The 17136-nt window shown below is 65.4% G+C and carries 14 protein-coding genes; 5 read left to right on the top strand and 9 right to left on the bottom strand.

What is annotated here, in order from left to right; translation table 11 throughout:
- Positions 1 to 11: 11 nt before the first annotated feature.
- From D8Z78_RS02145 to D8Z78_RS25300, 4 genes are all read right to left on the bottom strand, one after another.
- Positions 12 to 2183: an RNA degradosome polyphosphate kinase gene (locus D8Z78_RS02145; protein WP_121632164.1), complete on the bottom strand. Its 2172-nt coding sequence runs from the start codon at positions 2181 to 2183 to the stop codon at positions 12 to 14.
- 41 nt (positions 2184 to 2224) lie between these two features.
- A complete protein-coding gene (locus D8Z78_RS02140) occupies positions 2225 to 2926 on the bottom strand; it encodes a P-loop NTPase family protein (RefSeq protein ID WP_121632162.1) in 702 nt (233 codons plus the stop codon).
- The gene (locus tag D8Z78_RS02135; RefSeq protein ID WP_121632161.1) at positions 2923 to 3990 is read right to left on the bottom strand and encodes an AI-2E family transporter; all 1068 of its coding nucleotides are present in this window, start codon (positions 3988 to 3990) and stop codon (positions 2923 to 2925) included. Before D8Z78_RS02135 ends, D8Z78_RS02140 begins: the two co-directional genes overlap by 4 nt.
- Before the next feature lie 167 nt (positions 3991 to 4157).
- Positions 4158 to 6104 (bottom strand): pentapeptide repeat-containing protein, encoded by a 1947-nt coding sequence (locus tag D8Z78_RS25300; RefSeq protein WP_121632159.1) that lies wholly within the window; start codon positions 6102 to 6104, stop codon positions 4158 to 4160.
- Positions 6105 to 6243: 139 nt separating this feature from the next.
- Between D8Z78_RS25300 and D8Z78_RS02125 the strand changes: the two genes are divergently transcribed.
- The 5 genes from D8Z78_RS02125 to D8Z78_RS02105 all read left to right on the top strand — a co-directional run bounded on the left by D8Z78_RS02125 (position 6244) and on the right by D8Z78_RS02105 (position 10222).
- A complete protein-coding gene (locus tag D8Z78_RS02125; RefSeq protein WP_128910587.1) occupies positions 6244 to 6591 on the top strand; it encodes a hypothetical protein in 348 nt (115 codons plus the stop codon).
- The gene (locus D8Z78_RS02120; RefSeq protein ID WP_121632154.1) at positions 6591 to 7571 is read left to right on the top strand and encodes a LysM peptidoglycan-binding domain-containing protein; all 981 of its coding nucleotides are present in this window, start codon (positions 6591 to 6593) and stop codon (positions 7569 to 7571) included. The genes D8Z78_RS02125 and D8Z78_RS02120 overlap by 1 nt, the downstream gene beginning before the upstream one ends.
- 12 nt (positions 7572 to 7583) lie before the next feature.
- On the top strand, positions 7584 to 8192 hold the full coding sequence (locus D8Z78_RS02115) for a hypothetical protein (protein WP_121632152.1): 609 nt from the start codon (positions 7584 to 7586) through the stop codon (positions 8190 to 8192).
- 67 nt (positions 8193 to 8259) lie between these two features.
- Complete coding sequence (gene proS / locus D8Z78_RS02110; RefSeq protein WP_121632151.1) at positions 8260 to 9603, top strand: proline--tRNA ligase; 1344 nt, start codon at positions 8260 to 8262, stop codon at positions 9601 to 9603.
- 106 nt (positions 9604 to 9709) lie between these two features.
- Positions 9710 to 10222, top strand: coding sequence for a DUF2937 family protein (locus tag D8Z78_RS02105; protein WP_121632149.1), 513 nt, complete (start codon positions 9710 to 9712; stop codon positions 10220 to 10222).
- 116 nt (positions 10223 to 10338) lie between these two features.
- Here D8Z78_RS02105 and glmM read toward each other — a convergent pair whose 3' ends face one another.
- The 5 genes from glmM to D8Z78_RS02080 form a co-directional block, all read right to left on the bottom strand.
- Positions 10339 to 11691, bottom strand: a complete 1353-nt coding sequence (gene glmM / locus D8Z78_RS02100; protein ID WP_121632148.1) for a phosphoglucosamine mutase — start codon at positions 11689 to 11691, stop codon at positions 10339 to 10341.
- Positions 11681 to 12700 carry a dihydropteroate synthase gene (gene folP / locus D8Z78_RS02095; RefSeq protein ID WP_121632146.1) on the bottom strand — a complete coding sequence of 340 codons (1020 nt, stop codon included), beginning with the start codon at positions 12698 to 12700 and terminating at the stop codon, positions 11681 to 11683. Before folP ends, glmM begins: the two co-directional genes overlap by 11 nt.
- A gap of 39 nt (positions 12701 to 12739) precedes the next feature.
- A complete protein-coding gene (locus tag D8Z78_RS02090; protein WP_121632144.1) occupies positions 12740 to 13678 on the bottom strand; it encodes a dihydroneopterin aldolase in 939 nt (312 codons plus the stop codon).
- A gap of 102 nt (positions 13679 to 13780) precedes the next feature.
- Positions 13781 to 14404: a cell wall hydrolase gene (locus D8Z78_RS02085; protein ID WP_121632142.1), complete on the bottom strand. Its 624-nt coding sequence runs from the start codon at positions 14402 to 14404 to the stop codon at positions 13781 to 13783.
- A 125-nt stretch (positions 14405 to 14529) separates the two neighbouring features.
- Complete coding sequence (locus D8Z78_RS02080) at positions 14530 to 17106, bottom strand: putative PEP-binding protein (protein WP_121632141.1); 2577 nt, start codon at positions 17104 to 17106, stop codon at positions 14530 to 14532.
- Positions 17107 to 17136: the final 30 nt, after the last annotated feature.

Genomic DNA, 17136 nt, shown 5'->3' with positions numbered 1-17136 from the left:
GCCCCCCGGTCTCAATCGCCGTGCGTCAGTTTCGGTACATCCGCAGCCCCTGCCGAGCCACGGCCCGAAAGCGACGGGTTCTCCATGAAGAAGCGGTGGCAGTTGAAGGCCGTGCCGTCCTCGGGGATGTCGTGACGCAGGAACCTGCCCGAGGGCTCCATCACCCAGCTTTGCGTCGTGTCTGCCAAATTCGCGGCCATGATCTGGCTGACGATCTGCGCCTTGACCGTCGGGTTGAGGATCTCGACCCCGGTCTCGACCCGCCGGTTCAGGTTGCGCCCCATCCAGTCGGCGGAGCTGATGAACACACGCGCCTTCGAATGCGGCAGCCCGTAGCCATTGCCGAAGCAGGCGATGCGCGAATGTTCCAGAAAGCGGCCCACGATGGACTTGACCCTGATGTTCTCGGACAGGCCTTTGACCCCGGGACGCAGCCCGCAAATGCCGCGAATGACGCAATCGACCATGACCCCGGCTTGGCTGGCCCGGTAGAGCGCGTCGATCATGTCCGGCTCGATCAACGAGTTCATCTTCAGCCAGATCTGCGCCGGACGCCCGGCCCGGGCGTGGCCGATCTCGGCCTCGATCAGCTCCAGCATCGCCGGTTTCAGCGAATGCGGGGAAATCTTGAGGTTCTCCAGCCCCTCGGGGATCGCGTAGCCGCTGAGATAGTTGAAGATCCGCGCCGCATCGCGCCCCAGCGCCGCATCGCAGGTGAAGAAGCTGAGATCGGTATAGATCTTGGCGGTGATCGGGTGATAGTTGCCCGTCCCCCAATGGGTGTAGGTCACCAGCTTGTCGCCCTCGCGCCGGACGACCTGACTGATCTTGGCGTGGGTCTTCCAGTCGAGGAAGCCATAGACCACATGCGCGCCCGACCGTTCCAGCCTGCGCGACTGGCGGATATTGGCGGCTTCGTCGAACCGCGCCTTCAGTTCGACCAGCGCGGTCACCGACTTGCCGTCCTCGGCCGCCTCGCACAGCGCCTCGACGATGGGCGAGCGTTTCGAGGTCCGGTACAGCGTCTGCTTGATCGCGACCACATCCGGATCCTGCGCCGCCTGATTGAGAAAGCGCACCACCATGTCGAAGGTCTCGTAGGGGTGGTGCAGCAGCATGTCCTTCTGCTTGATCGAGTCGAACATGTTGCCGTCATGGTCCTGCACACGTTCCGGCACGCGCGGGGTGAAGACCGGCCAGAGCAGGTCGGGGCGGGCATCGAGCACCAGTTCCTTCATGTCGGCGACGCCGATCATGCCGTCGAGTTCGATCACCTCTTCGGGGCGCACATGCAATTCGCGCATCACGATGTCGCTCAGCGCCTTGGGGGCCTTGGCGCTGATCGTCAGGCGCACCACCTCGCCGCGGCGGCGGCGCTTCAGCGCCACCTCGAATTCGCGGACCAAGTCCTCGGCCTCTTCCTCGACTTCGAGATCGCTGTCGCGCAACACGCGGAACCCGAGATGATCCTTGACCCGGTAGCCGGGAAACAGGCTGTCCATATGCAGCAGCACGAGGTCTTCGAGCAGGATGAAGCGGTGCTGGCCGTCGGGTGCGGGCAGCGCCATGAAACGGTCGATCTGCGCCGGGATCGGCAACAGCGCCTGCCGCGCCTTGCGGTCCTTCATGCGTTCCAGCTGCAGCGCCAGACAGTATCCCATATTCGCGATGAACGGGAAGGGATGCGCCGGGTCGATGGCCAGAGGCGACAGGACCGGGAACACCTGTTCGAGGAATGTCGTTTCGAGGTAGGCCACATCCGCGTCGGTCAGGTTGGCGCGCGATACGACGCTGATGCCTTCGGCCTCCATCATGTCGCGCAGTTCGCCCAGCGTGCGCTGCTGCTCGGCCATCAGGCGCCGCGCGTCCTCGTCGATCAGCACCAGCTGTTCGGCGGGGGTCAGACCGTCGGCGGCGGGCGTGGTATTGCCCGCATGGGACAGCTCGCGCAGACCGGCGACGCGCACGGTGTAGAATTCGTCGAGGTTCCCCGCCGAGATCGACAGGAAGCGTAGCCGCTCCAGAAGCGGCACGCGCGGGTTGCGCGCCTCTTCGAGCACTCGCCAGTTGAAGCCGAGCCAGCTCAGCTCGCGGTTGACGAAGCGCCCCGGCCCCGACAGGTCGAGGTCGGGCAGGTCCATGGGCGCGGGGCGGGCGGATTTGAGAAAGTTCGCTTGGGTCATGGCGGGCTTATGCGGTGCAGTCTGCAAAGGATTTATGACAGTCAGTTCTGCGCGTCGGAGGTCTCTTGTGCAAGGGTCTCCACCACCTGCACGGCGAGCGGGCGGCTGACGCCCTTGGGGCGTCCCAGCGCCTCGGCATCGAGCCGGTCGACGATCTCTTGCGCGGCGCGGTAGCTGCGCGGCATCTGCCGCGTCAGGAACGGGATCACGTCATGCGCGGGCACGATCTGCCGGTCGGCAAAGAGCTTGGCGATCAGCGCCGACAGCAGGTCGTCATCGGGCTGGTGCAGCTGCACGGCCTGAGCCGCCATCATCCGCGATTGCAGGTCGGGCAGGGACAGGCCCCAGTGTGCAGGCGGGCGCCGGGCCGTCAAGAGGAGGTAGTAGCCCTGTTCCATCAACAGGTTGTGCAGGTGAAACAGCGCCTCTTCGCAGGCGCGGTCACCGGCGATGGCCTCGACATCCTCGACGCAGACCGGCCCTTGGGCCAGATCGGGAATATCCGCCTGCGCCAACGAGTTCGCCGCAACGATGCGCGCGCCCGTGAGCCCGGCCCAGACATGCGCCAGATGGGTCTTTCCCGCACCGCCGGGCCCCGACAGGACCAGCTTCTTCGACGGCCAGATCTGCCAGCCCTCGATCTGTGCGACGGCCAGCGCGTTCGCCGTGGTCACGTAAAAATCCTCTCGCCCCTGAGCCGCGCGCGACGGCAGGGGGAGGGCGAGTTGCTTTGGATGGGTCATGTATCGTCCTGTGAAGACAGCCCGCGATACAGGCGGCTGCCCTTGTATTGTTGCGTTGCGAACCGGGCGAACACGCCCAAGGCTGCGGCCAGCGGCACCGCCACCAGCATGCCGACAAAGCCGAACAGCGACCCGAAGACCGACAGCGCCAGCAGCAGCCAGACCGGGTGCAGGCCGACCGACTGGCCCACCAGCTTTGGCGTCAGCAGGTTGCCCTCGATGAACTGTCCCGATTGGAAGATCGCCCAGACCGCGATGATCCACGGCCACTCGCCCCAGAACTGGAAGAAGGCCAGCCCGATCGCCAGCGCGCCGCCGACGATGGCGCCCACGTAAGGAATGAAGGTCAAGAGCCCCGCGACCACGCCCACCACAAGGCCGAATTGCAGACCCACAAGCCAGAGGGCCACGGCGTAATACGTCCCGAGGATCAGGCAGACCGTGCCCATGCCCCGCACGAAACCGGCCAGCACCTTGTCGACGTCGCGGGCCAGCCCGCGCACCGTGTCGCGGTGATCCAAAGGCACCAGCGCGTCGATCCGCGCCACCATGTTGTCCCAGTCGAGCAGCATATAGACGGCGACGACCGGGACGATGACGAACAACAGCGCGATGTTCAAAAGCCCCGCCGCCGAGGTCAGCGCGGTCTGCGCCAGCTCGCCGCCCTTGTCACGGATCGTCTGCCCGATGGAGATCAGCGTATCCTTGACCACCCCGTCCTGCATCAGCACGTCCGGCGCCCGCGCAGCGATGAAAGCTTGAAGGTTTTCAAACAGTTGCGGCGCGGTGTTGAACAGGCTCACGGATTGCTGCACCAGCGACGGAATGACTGCGATGGCAAGGATGACAAAGGCCACCAGCGCGATCACGGTGATGATCCCCGTCGCCGCCGCGCGGGAAAACCCCATGTTTTCAAGCCGGTCCGCAAGCGGGTCGAGGAAATAGGCGATCGCCGCCCCGAGGATGAAGGGCAAGAGCACATCGCCGAGATACCACAGTACCACGGCAAAGACGATCAGGGCGAGGCCCCAGTATTTCAGCTGTGTCCGAACGGGCAGGGCCATGGCGTCTCCTTTCGTCCTAGATCACGTCTGCGCGAACGGAAATCAAGAGCAAACCCCGCGCCCCGGGCACAGACCCGGGGCCTCCCGGCCCCCCACGCCCCGGGCAAAGACCCGGGGCCTCCCGGCTTGCCCTTGTCCCCCCACGCCCCGGGCGCAGACCCGGGGCCTCATGGCTCGGGCTTGGGTGGAGGTGTGTAGGTGTCCGGATCGGCCTGCCACTTGCGCCATTCTTTGTCGAAGCGGTCACCCAATTCCCAATCCGGCCAATGTGCCGGGCGGTCCATGCCATCGGGCAGGTCGGTCACGCTGGCATCGCCGAAGGTTGATTTGACCTGTTCCGGCGAGATCGGGATACTTGCCAGCGATAGGCCCCTAAGCGCCGCACCTTGAAAAGCAGCGCCTCTTAGGGTCCTGACGCCCTCCAACCGCGCCTCGCGGAGGTTCGCCCCCTCCAACCGCGCCTCGGTAAGGACCGCCCCCTCCAACCGCGCCTCGGTAAGGACCGCCCCCTCCAACCGCGCCCGGTGGAGGCCGGCCCCCTCCAACTGCGCCCAGCCGAGGTTAGCTCTCTCCAACTGCGCCCGGTGGAGGACCGCCCTTTCCAACCGCGCCATAATAAGATTCGCCCCTTCCAACCGCCCCTCGAATAGTAACGCCCCCTCCAACTGCGCCCCGCTGAGGTCCGCCCCTTCCAACCGCGCCCAGCTGAGGTCTGCTCCCTCCAACCGCGCCCCGCCGAGATCCGCCCCCTCCAATCGCGCTTCGCGGAGGTCCGCCCCCTCCAACCGCGCCTCGACGAGGTCCGTCCACTCCAATCGCGCCGTGCGGAGGTCCGCCCCCTCCAACCGCGTGCCGTCCAGTCTGGCGCCGCTGAGCACCAGTTTGGATAGGTCGTGGCGTTGCAGGTTGCAGCCGCGCAGATCGGGGCGGTAGCCGGGATAATCGGTCAGACTGTCTTTCCAAGCAGTCAATCGCGTCTTGAAGTCGTCCAAGACGGTTTGGCCCAAGGGCTTGCCATCGGTGCGCTCGGGCAATTCGGGGCAGGGGGTGTCAAAGACCCACTCGGCCTGCGCATGCGTCTCTGGCCCCCAGTGGGCCTCGATCCGACGTTGTTCAGGGGAACGGCGGCCAATGATGGCCATCGCCAGTTGGAGGTCAGCACGGGGCGGGGGCAGGTTTTCTGCCCAAGGCGTTAGTGCGTCGATATCAAGGTAAGCGTCTAGATCTTCATCCTTATGTCGTCCGTGTAGTTCTTTGAACTGGTCCCACGTTGGAAAGGGAAGAGTGTTTTGAGAATCTTCCCACTTCTTTCGGTCGCTGTCCACAGCCGTCGAATCCGGGGCGTTTTCGCGGATATAGGCGCAGAGGATTTCCATGACGCGGACGTGATCCCGGCCCTTGTCGTAGCGGGTGCTGTCCTGCGCGATGCGCTCCAGCGACAACAGCCCGCCAATGCGGACTTCGATATTGGGAAGGGTTTCCGAAAACGCCTGCCAAGGACCCTCTAGACCAACAACTTCCGTTTTCCGTAGGTCAATTTTACCGCCCTGCCATTGAATAACGGTTCTCTCTCTTGGCCAAGTTTCAACTGTGCTTCGATACCCTTCCTCTACATCGTCAGTTTCTTCGTTCCACCATTGTCTCCATTCCTTGGGATATACCCTAGTGCGAGCTTTTCCTTCTAAACTCTCCACGGTTTTTGAGGAGTAAGACACTCTTTCGGGAACCCCTGTCCATATCGTGACGGGCCTCCCTATCCTATCAACTGTCTTTTCCGCGCCCAACTGCTCCACCGCTTTGGAGATGCGGTCGGTGATGTGGCCCTCTTTCTGGAAATCCACGGTCTTTTGCTTGATGATCGTGCCCCAGATCACGATGGGCGCGCTGAGGATGGCGACGATCATCGCGCCAGTGCCGAGATTGGCGACGGGGGCCTCGCTGAAGCCATGCAGGATCGTTCGGCCCAGCAGCGAGAAGGTCGCGATAAGCGCCAGCAGCACAAGCAGCACCACCAGAAAGCCCACGACGCCCCCCAAAGGCCGGGAGACGCGCCAGTTCGGGGCGTTGCTCAGGCCCAGCCAGTCCAGCAGATCGGTCGGTTTGTCCTTGGCCATGATCCCCTCGGGTGATGCGCTGTCGCGTCAGGGTGGGGGGAATGCGGGGCAGGGTCAAGACGGCGGGCGATGCGGTTTGACAGGGCGCGGCCCGCGCCGTAGCGTTTCGGGGTTGCTTGCGATTATGCCGGACCCTTTGATGTTGCGTGTCGACCTAGACCAGATTGACAGGATTGCCCAGATGGGCGCCCCCGATCCGTTTCGGTTGAACCTGCGCGACAGGCTGTGTGCGGATTTTGCCGCCGCGCCGCATTTCCAGCCGCCCGAGATGACCGCGCAGCGCGCCGATGCGCTGTGGCGGCAGGCGCGCGATTACGGCATGCGCACGCAATCGGACATGACGCGCTACAGTTATCTGATGATGGGGTTCTGGGACGGCTGGGCCGACAGCCCCGACCGGCCTTGGATCTCGGTCGTGCTGCTGCGCAAGGATCTGAGCGGCACGGCAAAGCTGGACTTCATCTATGACACGCTGGAGCAGGGCTGATGGCGGGGTATGTGATCAAGCCGGGGGACACGCTGTCGGGGCTGGCGCGGCGCAATGGCACCTCGGTCAAGGCGCTGATGCAGGCGAACCCACAGATCGCAGATCCGAATCTGATCCATGCGGGTGCTTCGATGACGGTGCCGGACGGGCCTGCGGCGCCGACCGACCCCAAGGTCTCGGACGCGGTGGCCAAGGGCAAGGCGGCGGATCAGGACTGCGCGAAGGAGGACACGGGCGGCGCGGTCAAGGGCTGCCCGCTGAAGGCCAAGATCGCCAAGGCCGAGCAGGAGGACCTCGCCGCGCAAAGCGAGGCGGATATGCTGGCCCCGGTCGCGGCGCCGGCCGATCCGGAATTTGCCGCCAAGCTGGCCAAGGCGACCGGCGGCATGACCGCGGCCGAGGTCCAGCAGGGCTATTTCGACAAGACCGGGCGCAACCTGTCGGAAAAGACGCTCAAGACCCTGTTCACCGACCCCTACGCGGCGCGGACCATGACCATGAAGGACCCGACGCTGAACAACGAATTGCGCGATGTGCTCAACAGTCGTGTTCCGAAGAACGTCAGCGAAATCGACCCGGAAAAATGGACGCTGCTGTCCGAGACCGAAAGCTCGTTTCACGATCCGAAGAACAAGTTCAAATATGTCAGCAAGGATGGCGCTCATATGGAGGCGGTGTTTGATCGCGCCACGGGGGAGTTGGACACGACGTCGATGTATAAAGGCACATTCAACTACTTCGGGAAAGACGAGAAGGTTGGCCATACGCTGGCCGATATCGATCCTTGGTGGGTGACGGATGACGGCAAGGCGTGGAAGGCGAAACATGTCGGCGTTGGCAGCCTCGAAGAGGCCAAGTTCGGGGCCACCAAGGGAGTGATAGATGTCTACTCGGGCGGGGCGCGGGGCGTCAAATGGGTGGGGGACAAAATGAACGCCGTGGGCAACGCGATCAGCGATGTCCGGATCTTCGGGGACTAGGGATAGACAGAGATGACCACGCCTGACTTTACCCCCGCCGAACGGCACGCGCTTGGCCAGCTCAACCGCGCGACCGAATGGGTCATCCATTGGGGGCGGTTCGTGATGGCGCGCAAGGGTTTTTTCTTTACCGAAGCCAAGCTTCGGGAACAGACCGGCGCCGATCTGTGGTCCGAGCCGTATCTCGACGCACAGGACAAGATCGCGCTGTTCCAGTTGAAGGCGGGCGGCTATTTCTACGATGTCGAGGCGATCCATGCCGAAGAGATCGACGGTGTGCTTTATGAATACTGGGTCGTACATGTCGAGGCGCTCGAATATGCGACACCCGTGATGGCCTGCCTGTTTTACGTCACCGCCGCGCGCGAAGATCACGAAATGGGTGCATTTGGCGCGCGGCGCGACATCCTGAAAGGCGAGGGGCAGTTCTTTGACGGCTACCGCACCGAAAGCGGAGAGGTCTTTGCCCTGCCGCTGGATGACCTGCGCATCCGGTATGCCTTGCAGGCCTGGGACTATCCGGGCTGTTTCCCCGGCAGTGACCTGCCGCTGACACGGGTGATCGCCGGGCCGGATGGCTCTTTCCGCGCCGAGCCCGTCGCGCCCGCACCGCAGCCCTGACAAAGCGCCCTTGTCCGGGTCCGGGCTTCCCGGTAGAGGGGAGGAAACCTGATATACGAGGCCCTAAATGCGTCTGTCCCGTTACTTCCTGCCCGTCCTCAAGGAAACGCCCGCCGAGGCGCAGATCGTCAGCCACCGCTATATGCTGCGCGCCGGCATGATCAAGCAGGCCAGCGCGGGCATCTATTCCTGGCTGCCCTTGGGCTTCAAGGTGCTCAAGAACATCGAGAATATCGTCCACGAGGAACAGCAGCGCGCGGGCCATATCCCGATGCTGATGCCGACCCTGCAAAGCGCCGATCTGTGGCGCGAAAGCGGACGCTATGACGATTACGGGCAGGAGATGCTGCGCATCACCGACCGGCATGACCGGGACATGCTGTACGGACCGACGAATGAGGAGCTGATCACCGATATCTTCCGCTCCTACGTCAAGTCCTACAAGGACCTGCCGCTGACCCTGTATCACGTCCAGTGGAAGTTCCGCGACGAGATCCGGCCTCGGTTCGGGGTGATGCGTGGGCGTGAGTTCTACATGAAGGATGGCTACAACTTCGACCTGACCAAGGAAGACGCGCTGCACGCTTATAACCGCCATCTGGTGAGCTATCTGCGCACCTATGAGCGGATGGGGCTTCAGGCGATCCCGATGCGGGCCGATGGCGGGCCGATCGGTGGCGATTACACGCATGAATTCCTCGTGCTGGCGGAAACCGGCGAGTCCGAGGTGTTCTATGACAGCGAGATCACCGATCTGAAATTCGGCTCGCGCGAAATCGATTACGACAGCGTCGAACAGTGTCAGGCGGTGCTGGAGGAGTTCACCTCGCGCTACGCCCGCACGGACGAGACCCATGACGAGGCGGTGTTCGCGCAGGTGCCCGATGACCGCCGCCGCACCGCGCGCGGCATCGAGGTGGGGCAGATCTTCTACTTCGGGACGAAGTATTCCGAGGCGATGGGCGCCAATGTGCAAGGTCCCGATGGCAAGCCGGTCCCGGTGCATATGGGCTCGCACGGGATCGGCGTGTCGCGCCTGCTGGGCGCGATCATCGAGGCGTCGCATGATGACAAGGGCATCATCTGGCCCGAAGGCGTGACGCCCTTCCATTGCGGGATCGTCAACCTGAAACAGGGCGACGAGGCGGCGGATGCGGCCTGCGAGGCGCTGTATGCGTCGTTGGCCGCGATGGGCCTTGAGCCGCTCTATGACGACACCAACGAACGGGCCGGGGGCAAGTTCGCGACGATGGACCTGATCGGTCTGCCGTGGCGCATCACGGTGGGGCCGCGCGGGCTGAAGAACGGCGTGGTCGAGCTGACCTGCCGCCGGACCGGGAACAGCGAAGAGCTGTCGCCGGAGGCCGCACTGGAGAAGGTGGGCCGGATCTACGGCAAGGTGCAAGCCTGAAAGGAGGCCGGGGCAGGGCCCCGGCCTACGCCGACAGAGGGCTTGTCTTGATCTGGCGGCGGTGCGGGATCTATGCTGGCGGGGAGGCACGGGCAGGAGGGCCGCCATGATCCTGAGGGCGTTGACCCTTGCGGCTGGATTGACCGGCGCCGCCGGTCTTTCGCAATTTCCCGAGTTTTCACAACAATATGCGCAGCGCCTTGGCGGCGCTGTCGATGAACTCGCGCGCCAAGTGGCGCGCTACGAGGCGGATGCCTCGGCGCAGGATATGGCGCTGGGCGCCTATCTGCAGGCGCTGGCGGCCGAAGGGCCGCTGGCGCGGACGCAATCAGAGAATATCGCCGAGGATGTGGCGCGCCATGCGCGCCTGAGCGAGGCTCTGGCGCAGCTGCAAGGCGCGGGCCCGTTCACACGGGCCCGGCTGGCGGGCTGGATGGGCGATCGGCAGATCGCCGCGCGGGCGTGGCAGGCCTATCGGCCTGCTGCGCCGCTGACCTTCGAGGGCGCGATGTTTGCCGGGGCCGGGTTCCTCATCGGGTGGCTGGGCCTGGGGGCGGTGTTTGCGTTCTGCGCAGGGGGCTGGTCCTTGCTGCGCAGGCCGGTCCGGCGCGCCGGCTGAGGCCGGGGGCAAGGCTGTTCGAACAGCCTTGGACCACGCAAATTCGAATTTGCGTCCAAGCGCCTTCGAAGGCGCTTGGATCAAGGCGCTTCGAAGCGCCTTGCCAGCGCAGGTGGTCAGGCCGGGACAGACACGGCCGTGACCTCGGCCACGATGCCGTCCACGACTTGCGCCAAAAGCGCCTCATCCTCGCATTCCGCCATCACCCGGATCAGCGGCTCGGTGCCCGATTTGCGGATCAGCAGGCGGCCATGGCCCGCCAGCGCCGCCTCGGCCTCGGCGATCGCGGTCTGGACGCTGGCCACATCCAACGGGGCTTCGCCCGCGCCGTAGCGCACGTTCTTCAGCATCTGCGGCACCGGCTCGAAGCAGCGGGTCAGGTCGCTGGCTTGATGGCCGGTGGCCACCATTTCCGCAAGGAATTGCAGCCCCGCCATCAGCCCGTCGCCGGTCGTCGCGTAATCCGTCATCACGATATGGCCCGACTGCTCGCCGCCCAGATTGAAACCGCCTGCGCGCATGCGTTCCACCACGTAGCGGTCGCCCACCTTCGTGCGCTCCAGCCGCAGGCCTTGGGCCTGCATGTGCCGTTCCAGCCCGAGATTGGACATCACCGTCGCCACCAGCGCGCCGCCCTTGAGCCGACCCTCGGAGGCCCACCGCGTCGCCATCAACCCCATCAGCTGATCGCCATCGGCGATCTCGCCGGTCTCGTCGATCAGAATGATCCGGTCGGCATCGCCATCGAGGCAGATGCCCACATCCGCGCCGTGCCGACGCACCATGTCGGCGGCCTTCTGCGGCTTGGTCGAGCCGCAATTGTCGTTGATGTTCAGACCGTTGGGCTCGGTGCCGACGGTCACCACCTCGGCGCCCAGTTCCCACAGGATTTCCGGCGCGGTGCGATAGGCTGCGCCATTGGCGCAATCGATCACCACCTTCAGCCCGTCCAGCCGCAGCCCGGAGGGCAGCGAGGTCTTGACCCGCTCCTGATAGCGCGCGCGGCCATCGTCGATGCGCTTGGCGCGGCCGATATTCTGCGGCTGGGCCGGGGCGACGCCCGCCGTCACCATCGCCTCGATTTCGGCCTCGACATCATCGGACAGCTTGAAGCCGTCAGGGCCGAAGAACTTGATCCCGTTATCCGAGGCCGGGTTGTGGCTGGCCGAGATCATGATCCCCAAATCGGCCCGCATCGAGGTGGTCAGCAGGCCCACCGCAGGCGTCGGCACCGGCCCCAGCAGCAGCACGTTCATGCCCGTGCTGGTCAGCCCGGCGGTCAGAGCATTCTCGAACATGTAGCCCGACAGGCGGGTGTCCTTGCCGATCACCACGCGGTGGACGCCGTGGTGCTCGTTGCGGAAATACCGCCCCACCGCCGCGCCAAGCGCCAAAGCGACCTCGGCGGTCATGGGATACGTGTTGGCCGTGCCGCGCACCCCGTCGGTGCCGAACATCTTACGCGTCATGAAAATCTCCCTTGGAAATGGCTTGCCAAAGCGCCAGCGCCTGCACCGTCTCTGCAACGTCGTGCACCCGCACGATCTGCGCGCCCTGTTGGACGGCGGCCAGCGCCACCGCGACGGAACCGGGCATCCGCGCCGCAGCCGGGTTGGCACCGGAAATCTTGCCGATGAAGCCCTTGCGCGAGGCGCCCAGCAGCACGACACAGCCCAGACCATGGAACAGCGACAGGCCGTTCAGCAGGGTCAAGTTGTGGTGGATGTTCTTGCCGAAGCCGATGCCCGGATCGACGATCATGCGATGGCGCGGCAGGCCCGTCTCTTCGAGCATGACGATCTGCGCTTCGAGAAAGTCGTAGACGTCCAACAGCACGTCCTCGTAGCGCGGATCGAGATGCATGGTCTCGGGGTCGCCCTGCGCATGCATGATGCAGACCGGCAGGTCGTTGGCCTGAGCATAGCGCGCCAGCATCGGGTCGTAGGTAAAGCCGGACACGTCGTTGATCAGCCCCGCGCCCTCACGCACCGCCACCTCGGCGACCGAGGACTTGCGGGTGTCGATCGACACCGGCAGGTCGACCTCGTGGCGCAGGGCGCGGATCACCGGCTCGATCCGGGCGATCTCGGCGGCGACGGGCACGGTTTCGGCACCGGGGCGGGTGCTTTCGCCGCCCACATCGATGATATGCGCGCCCTCGCGCTGCATCTGGCGGGCATGGGCCAGCGCGCGGGCGGCGCCGGAATGCGCGCCGCCATCCGAGAAGCTGTCAGGCGTGACGTTGAGGATGCCCATGACCCGCGGCGCGTCGAAGGTCAGGCCGCAGATCGGCGCGCGCGGTGCCGAAAGGCGGGCCTGCCACTGGTCGGGAATATCGGCCATGCCGACCAGCGCGGTGCCGCCGTCGCGGTCGTGCCGGACGGCTTGGGCGAACCAGCCCGGCCCCCCGGCGAGGTCGAGCGCCTCGGGCGGGCGCGGACGATGGTGACAAACGAGCGGGCGAAAATATGAGGTCATGCCAGTTCAGTGACCGATGCCCGCCAGCTTTTCAAGCCGTCAAAACAGCTTGTCCCCCGGATCGATGCCGCGTTGCGGCACAGGCGCGCTTTCCGGCAGGGTTTCGCCGATCACGACAAGTTCACAGGCATCCATCTCGCCCGCGAACCACGCCGCCAGCGCGACCGAGTCGCGCGGATGGGTCCGGGGGCCTTGGGTCGCATCCAGCACGATCTTGGACGGCGCCCAGACGCAGATCTGGCCGTTCTTCATCGCCCAATCCAGTTCGGTGCGCGTGGCCACCACCTTGCAGCGCAGGTCGGCGGCCGCAAGGCACCAGCCGTTCTGCTCGATCGCCAGCAGGTCGACGCGGCGCTGGGTCATGGCGTGGCCGGTCTGCGGCGCGGGCAGGTCGGGGCGGCCGACGCACAGGATTACCGGATCGCGGCGGCTGGCCAGTTCATCGACCCAAGACGTCAGGCGCGGATCCGCGATGGCGGCATTCGACAGGTAGACGACGCGGGGATGCGGACGTTCCTGCGCGATTTCATGGGCCAGCCGGTCCAGTTCCTCGCCGAAATCGCGTTTCGAGCGGACGATCTCGACGCCCAACGCGCCGGGCCCGCGATCCAGTTTCTCGATCCGGACGAAGGTCCGCAGCGCCTGCGGCTCCAGCAGGATGCGTTCGGCGATGCGCTCGGCCAGCGTTTCCAGCAGGTTCAGCCGCTCGGCGGCCAGTTCATGGGCAATCGCCTCGGTCACGCGGTCATAGGACAGGATGCGGTCGACATCGTCGTCGATCACGCCGGTCTGCGGTGCGACCTCGACCACCACGTTGAAGCAGATGCGCTGCTTGGTGCCGCGCTCGGCCTGAAAGGCGCCGATCTCGACCTCGACCGTGTGGTCGCGCAGGGAAATGCGGTCATGCGGGGCATCGGGGGCGGTGGCAATGGCGCGCTCTGCGGGATGGGCAAAGGCGAGGCGGATTTCATCGGCCATGGCGGGCCTCCTCGGGGACGTCTGGTGTTCGTCCCGGGCTTACAGCCATTCCCGGCCCGTGCCCAGACCCGGACCGGCAGTCTGGTGGCCAAAGGCGACCCGTCAGCGCGACGCGGATTTCCACGTATGGCGATAGAAGACGTGCACGCCGATCTGGGTGATACGGGTATATTTGCGCGCCCATTTCGGGCTGACGGCGGTGGTGTGGTAATGCGTCGCGCCATCGGTCAGGTCGAGCGGTGCCTTGCCGGTCAGCGCGGCGCGGGCGATCTTGCCCACGCGCTCCCAGCTGGAGGGTTCGTGGATCGCCTCGGGGCGACCGTCGCAGGTATAGGTGAACTGGCAGGCGTATTTGCGGCCCGTGCCCTGTTTGACCACGCCGCAGACCGAATTCGGGAAGCGTTTCGATTTCACCCGGTTCAGGATCACCTCGGCCACGGCGAACTGGCCCTTGACCGTCTCGCCGCGCGCCTCGAAATACAGCGCCTCGGCGAGGCATTTCCATTCGTCATTGCCCTTGGCCTTGGGTTGGCCCGACAGCCATGCCTTGGAATACATGCCGGGCGTCGCGTAGGTGGCGGGGGTCAGAAGCGCCTCCAGATGGCGGCCATCGGTGCGGGCCAGCGCCCGCTGTTCGAGCTCGAATAGCCTTTCGGCAGTGCCTTCCGCGAATCCGGGCAAAGCGGTTGCCAGCAGCAAAAATGCTGCGCCAATCATACGACGCATCGGAAAAATCCCTTCGGTGTCCCACATCCATCCGCCCCCCCCGGAAGGCGGCTGGACCCGGGGTTAATAGCTAAAAATTACTCTAGCGTAAAGCCGCAGGGTCTTGCGGTCGATTCGGGCCTCTGCTACAAGGACTGGTTGCGCACCGCCAAATGTGCTGCCGCCAAACGGGCCACCGGGACGCGGAAGGGCGAGCAGCTGACATAGTCCATGCCCACCGCCCGACAAAAGGCAATCGAATCGGGATTGCCGCCATGTTCGCCGCAGATCGACAGGGTGATGTCGGGATGATTTTGCCGGGCGCGCTCGACCCCCGTGGCCACCAATTCGCCCACACCTTCGATGTCGAGCACGTGGAACGGGTCCTCGGCAAAGACACCCTGCTGCACATAGGCCGACATGAAGCGCCCGGCATCGTCGCGCGACAGCCCGTAGGTCATCTGCGTCAGGTCGTTGGTGCCGAAGGACAGAAAGTGCACATGCGGCGCGATGTCATCGGCGCGCAGGCAGGCGCGGGGGGTCTCGGCCATCACACCCAGACGATAGGTGAAATCCGCGCCGCGCTCGGTGCGCACTGCCGCTGCGACGGCCTCGATCCTTGTGCGGATCAGTTCGACCTCACGCTTGGCACTGACCAGTGGCAGCATGATTTCCGGCACCACCGGCTTGCCGTCTTGGCTGGCATCCAAAGTCGCCTCGAAGATGGCGCGCGCCTGCATGTCGTATATTTCCGGCACCGTGACGCCCAGACGCACCCCGCGCAGGCCCAGCATGGGGTTGTATTCCTGCAAAGACTGCACCCGCATCGTCACATCCGACACCGGCAGGTCCAGCGCCTCGGCCAGATCGCGCAGGCCGGCGCGGTCGGTGGGCAGGAATTCGTGCAAAGGCGGGTCAAACAGGCGGATGCAGACCGGCAGCCCTTCCATGATGCGGAACAGCTCGGTGAAGTCCTGCCGCTGCATCGGTAGCAACATCGCCAGCGCCGCCTGACGGTCTTCGGGCGTGTCGGCAAAGATCATCTCGCGCATGGGCGTCAGGCGATCCGCCTCGAAGAACATGTGTTCCGTGCGGCACAGACCGATCCCGTCCGCCTTGAAGGTCCGCGCGGTGGCGGCATCGGCGGGGGTGTCGGCATTGGCGCGGATGCCGATATCGCAGGCTTCCTCGGCCCAGCTCATCAAGGTCTGGAAGCTGTCATCCAGCACCGGCTCGATCATCGCGGGCGCGCCCATCAGGACCTGCCCCTTGGTGCCGTCGATGGTGATGACGTCGCCCTCTTTCAGGGTGCGGCGGTCCTCGGTGGTGATGCGCTTGCGCTTGAGGTCGAATTTCATCCGCGCCGCGCCCACCACGCAAGGCAGGCCAAGGCCTCGGCCAATGACGGCGGCGTGCGAGGTCATGCCGCCACGCTCCGTCAACACGCCGACAGCCGCATGCATGCCGCGAATATCCTCGGGCGAGGTTTCGCGGCGCACCAGAATGCACGGCTCGTTGCGCGCAAGGCTCGCTTGCGCCTCGGCCGCCGAAAACACGATCCGGCCCGTGGCCGCGCCCGGCGAGGCGGCGATGCCATGACCCGCCACGTCGCGCGCCGCATCCTCGGCCACCTGCCGGTGCAAAAGCTCCGACAGGCCGCGCGGTTCCACCCGCAAGAGCGCCTCGTTCTGGTCGATGATCCCGTCCTCGACCAGCCGCACGGCAATGCGCACGGCGGCGCGCGACGACCGGCGCACCCGCACCCCGTCAAGGATATGGACGCGGCCATCCTCCAGCGTGAACTCGATCTGCATCTCGGCGCGCAGGCGCTGGCGCATCAGCTTTGCATGGGCGACCAGCTCGGCAAAGGCCTCCGGCGCGCGGTCTTCCAAGGACGGGCCGCGCGGGTCGCGCGTCAGGTAGATCGCCTTGGCATCCTGCTCCAGCGCCTCGCGGCCTTGCGATTGCGACAGGTAGCGCCCGGTGATCTGCGGCAGGCCCGTCACCGAATCGACCAGCTGCAACACGCCCGAGCCGCATTCGCCGCGCCCCAGACCCAGCGCCATTTCCTGCACCACAAGGCCCAGTCCAGCATCGGCGGGCGCGCCGCGCGCCTGTCGCAACAGACGGGCCGTCGTGCCCTCCCACGCGCGCGCCATGGAGCGCAGCACCTCGGTCAGTTGCACCACCGGGTCCTGTGGAAACGGCTCCTCGGCCTCTTCCTCATAGGCGCGCAGGGCGGCGGACAGACCCGCGCGCCCCTGATCCTCGATGTCGTCGAACGTGTCGGGGTCCAGCCGCGCCACGTGGATCGCGTAGGATTGCACGAAGCGCAGGTAGAGCCCGGCGGCGCTCTCGGGGCCTTCCTTCTCGGACAGGTCCACATAGCGTTCGTCGTTCATGCCGATGTTCAGGATCGCGCCGGGGCCGCCCCAGTCGGGGTCTTCCGACGAGGGGCGCACGCAGAGCAGCGCGCCCTCGGGAAAGCTGGCGATCAGCGCCGCGATATCAGGCATGCGCCCGGCGGCGATGTCATGCACCGTGTCGAAGGACAGCGCCACGGTGCGCGGCACCGGCAGGTCGAGCCGGACAAGGCGTTGCAGGCATTTCGCCCGGCCACCATGGGTCGGCACCTTCATCGGCGAGGTCGGGCTGATGAGGGTGACATCCGGATTGTCCGGGCGGGCGATGGGGTCGTGTTTCTGCACTGCGGCGCCTTTCATTGCGTGCGCAGAATACGACGGATTGGTGAC

This window comes from Tropicibacter alexandrii, assembly GCF_003667315.2.
Lineage (GTDB): Bacteria > Pseudomonadota > Alphaproteobacteria > Rhodobacterales > Rhodobacteraceae > Tropicibacter > Tropicibacter alexandrii.
Note: the sequence above shows the minus strand (reverse complement) of the source record. Positions and strands in the feature narration are given on the sequence as shown.

Bases quoted from the DNA above. Each gene is read 5' to 3' on its own strand.
- D8Z78_RS02120 (WP_121632154.1), top strand. From the start codon at position 6,591: ATGGCGGGGTATGTGATCAAGCCGGGGGACACGCTGTCGGGGCTGGCG.
- D8Z78_RS02135 (WP_121632161.1), bottom strand. From the start codon at position 3,990: ATGGCCCTGCCCGTTCGGACACAGCTGAAATACTGGGGCCTCGCCCTG.
- D8Z78_RS02085 (WP_121632142.1), bottom strand. From the start codon at position 14,404: ATGCGTCGTATGATTGGCGCAGCATTTTTGCTGCTGGCAACCGCTTTG.
- folP (WP_121632146.1), bottom strand. From the start codon at position 12,700: ATGACCTCATATTTTCGCCCGCTCGTTTGTCACCATCGTCCGCGCCCG.
- D8Z78_RS25300 (WP_121632159.1), bottom strand. From the start codon at position 6,104: ATGGCCAAGGACAAACCGACCGATCTGCTGGACTGGCTGGGCCTGAGC.
- D8Z78_RS02090 (WP_121632144.1), bottom strand. From the start codon at position 13,678: ATGGCCGATGAAATCCGCCTCGCCTTTGCCCATCCCGCAGAGCGCGCC.
- D8Z78_RS02080 (WP_121632141.1), bottom strand. From the start codon at position 17,106: ATGAAAGGCGCCGCAGTGCAGAAACACGACCCCATCGCCCGCCCGGAC.
- D8Z78_RS02115 (WP_121632152.1), top strand. From the start codon at position 7,584: ATGACCACGCCTGACTTTACCCCCGCCGAACGGCACGCGCTTGGCCAG.
- D8Z78_RS02105 (WP_121632149.1), top strand. From the start codon at position 9,710: ATGATCCTGAGGGCGTTGACCCTTGCGGCTGGATTGACCGGCGCCGCC.
- D8Z78_RS02140 (WP_121632162.1), bottom strand. From the start codon at position 2,926: ATGACCCATCCAAAGCAACTCGCCCTCCCCCTGCCGTCGCGCGCGGCT.
- D8Z78_RS02145 (WP_121632164.1), bottom strand. From the start codon at position 2,183: ATGACCCAAGCGAACTTTCTCAAATCCGCCCGCCCCGCGCCCATGGAC.
- proS (WP_121632151.1), top strand. From the start codon at position 8,260: ATGCGTCTGTCCCGTTACTTCCTGCCCGTCCTCAAGGAAACGCCCGCC.
- D8Z78_RS02125 (WP_128910587.1), top strand. From the start codon at position 6,244: ATGTTGCGTGTCGACCTAGACCAGATTGACAGGATTGCCCAGATGGGC.
- glmM (WP_121632148.1), bottom strand. From the start codon at position 11,691: ATGACGCGTAAGATGTTCGGCACCGACGGGGTGCGCGGCACGGCCAAC.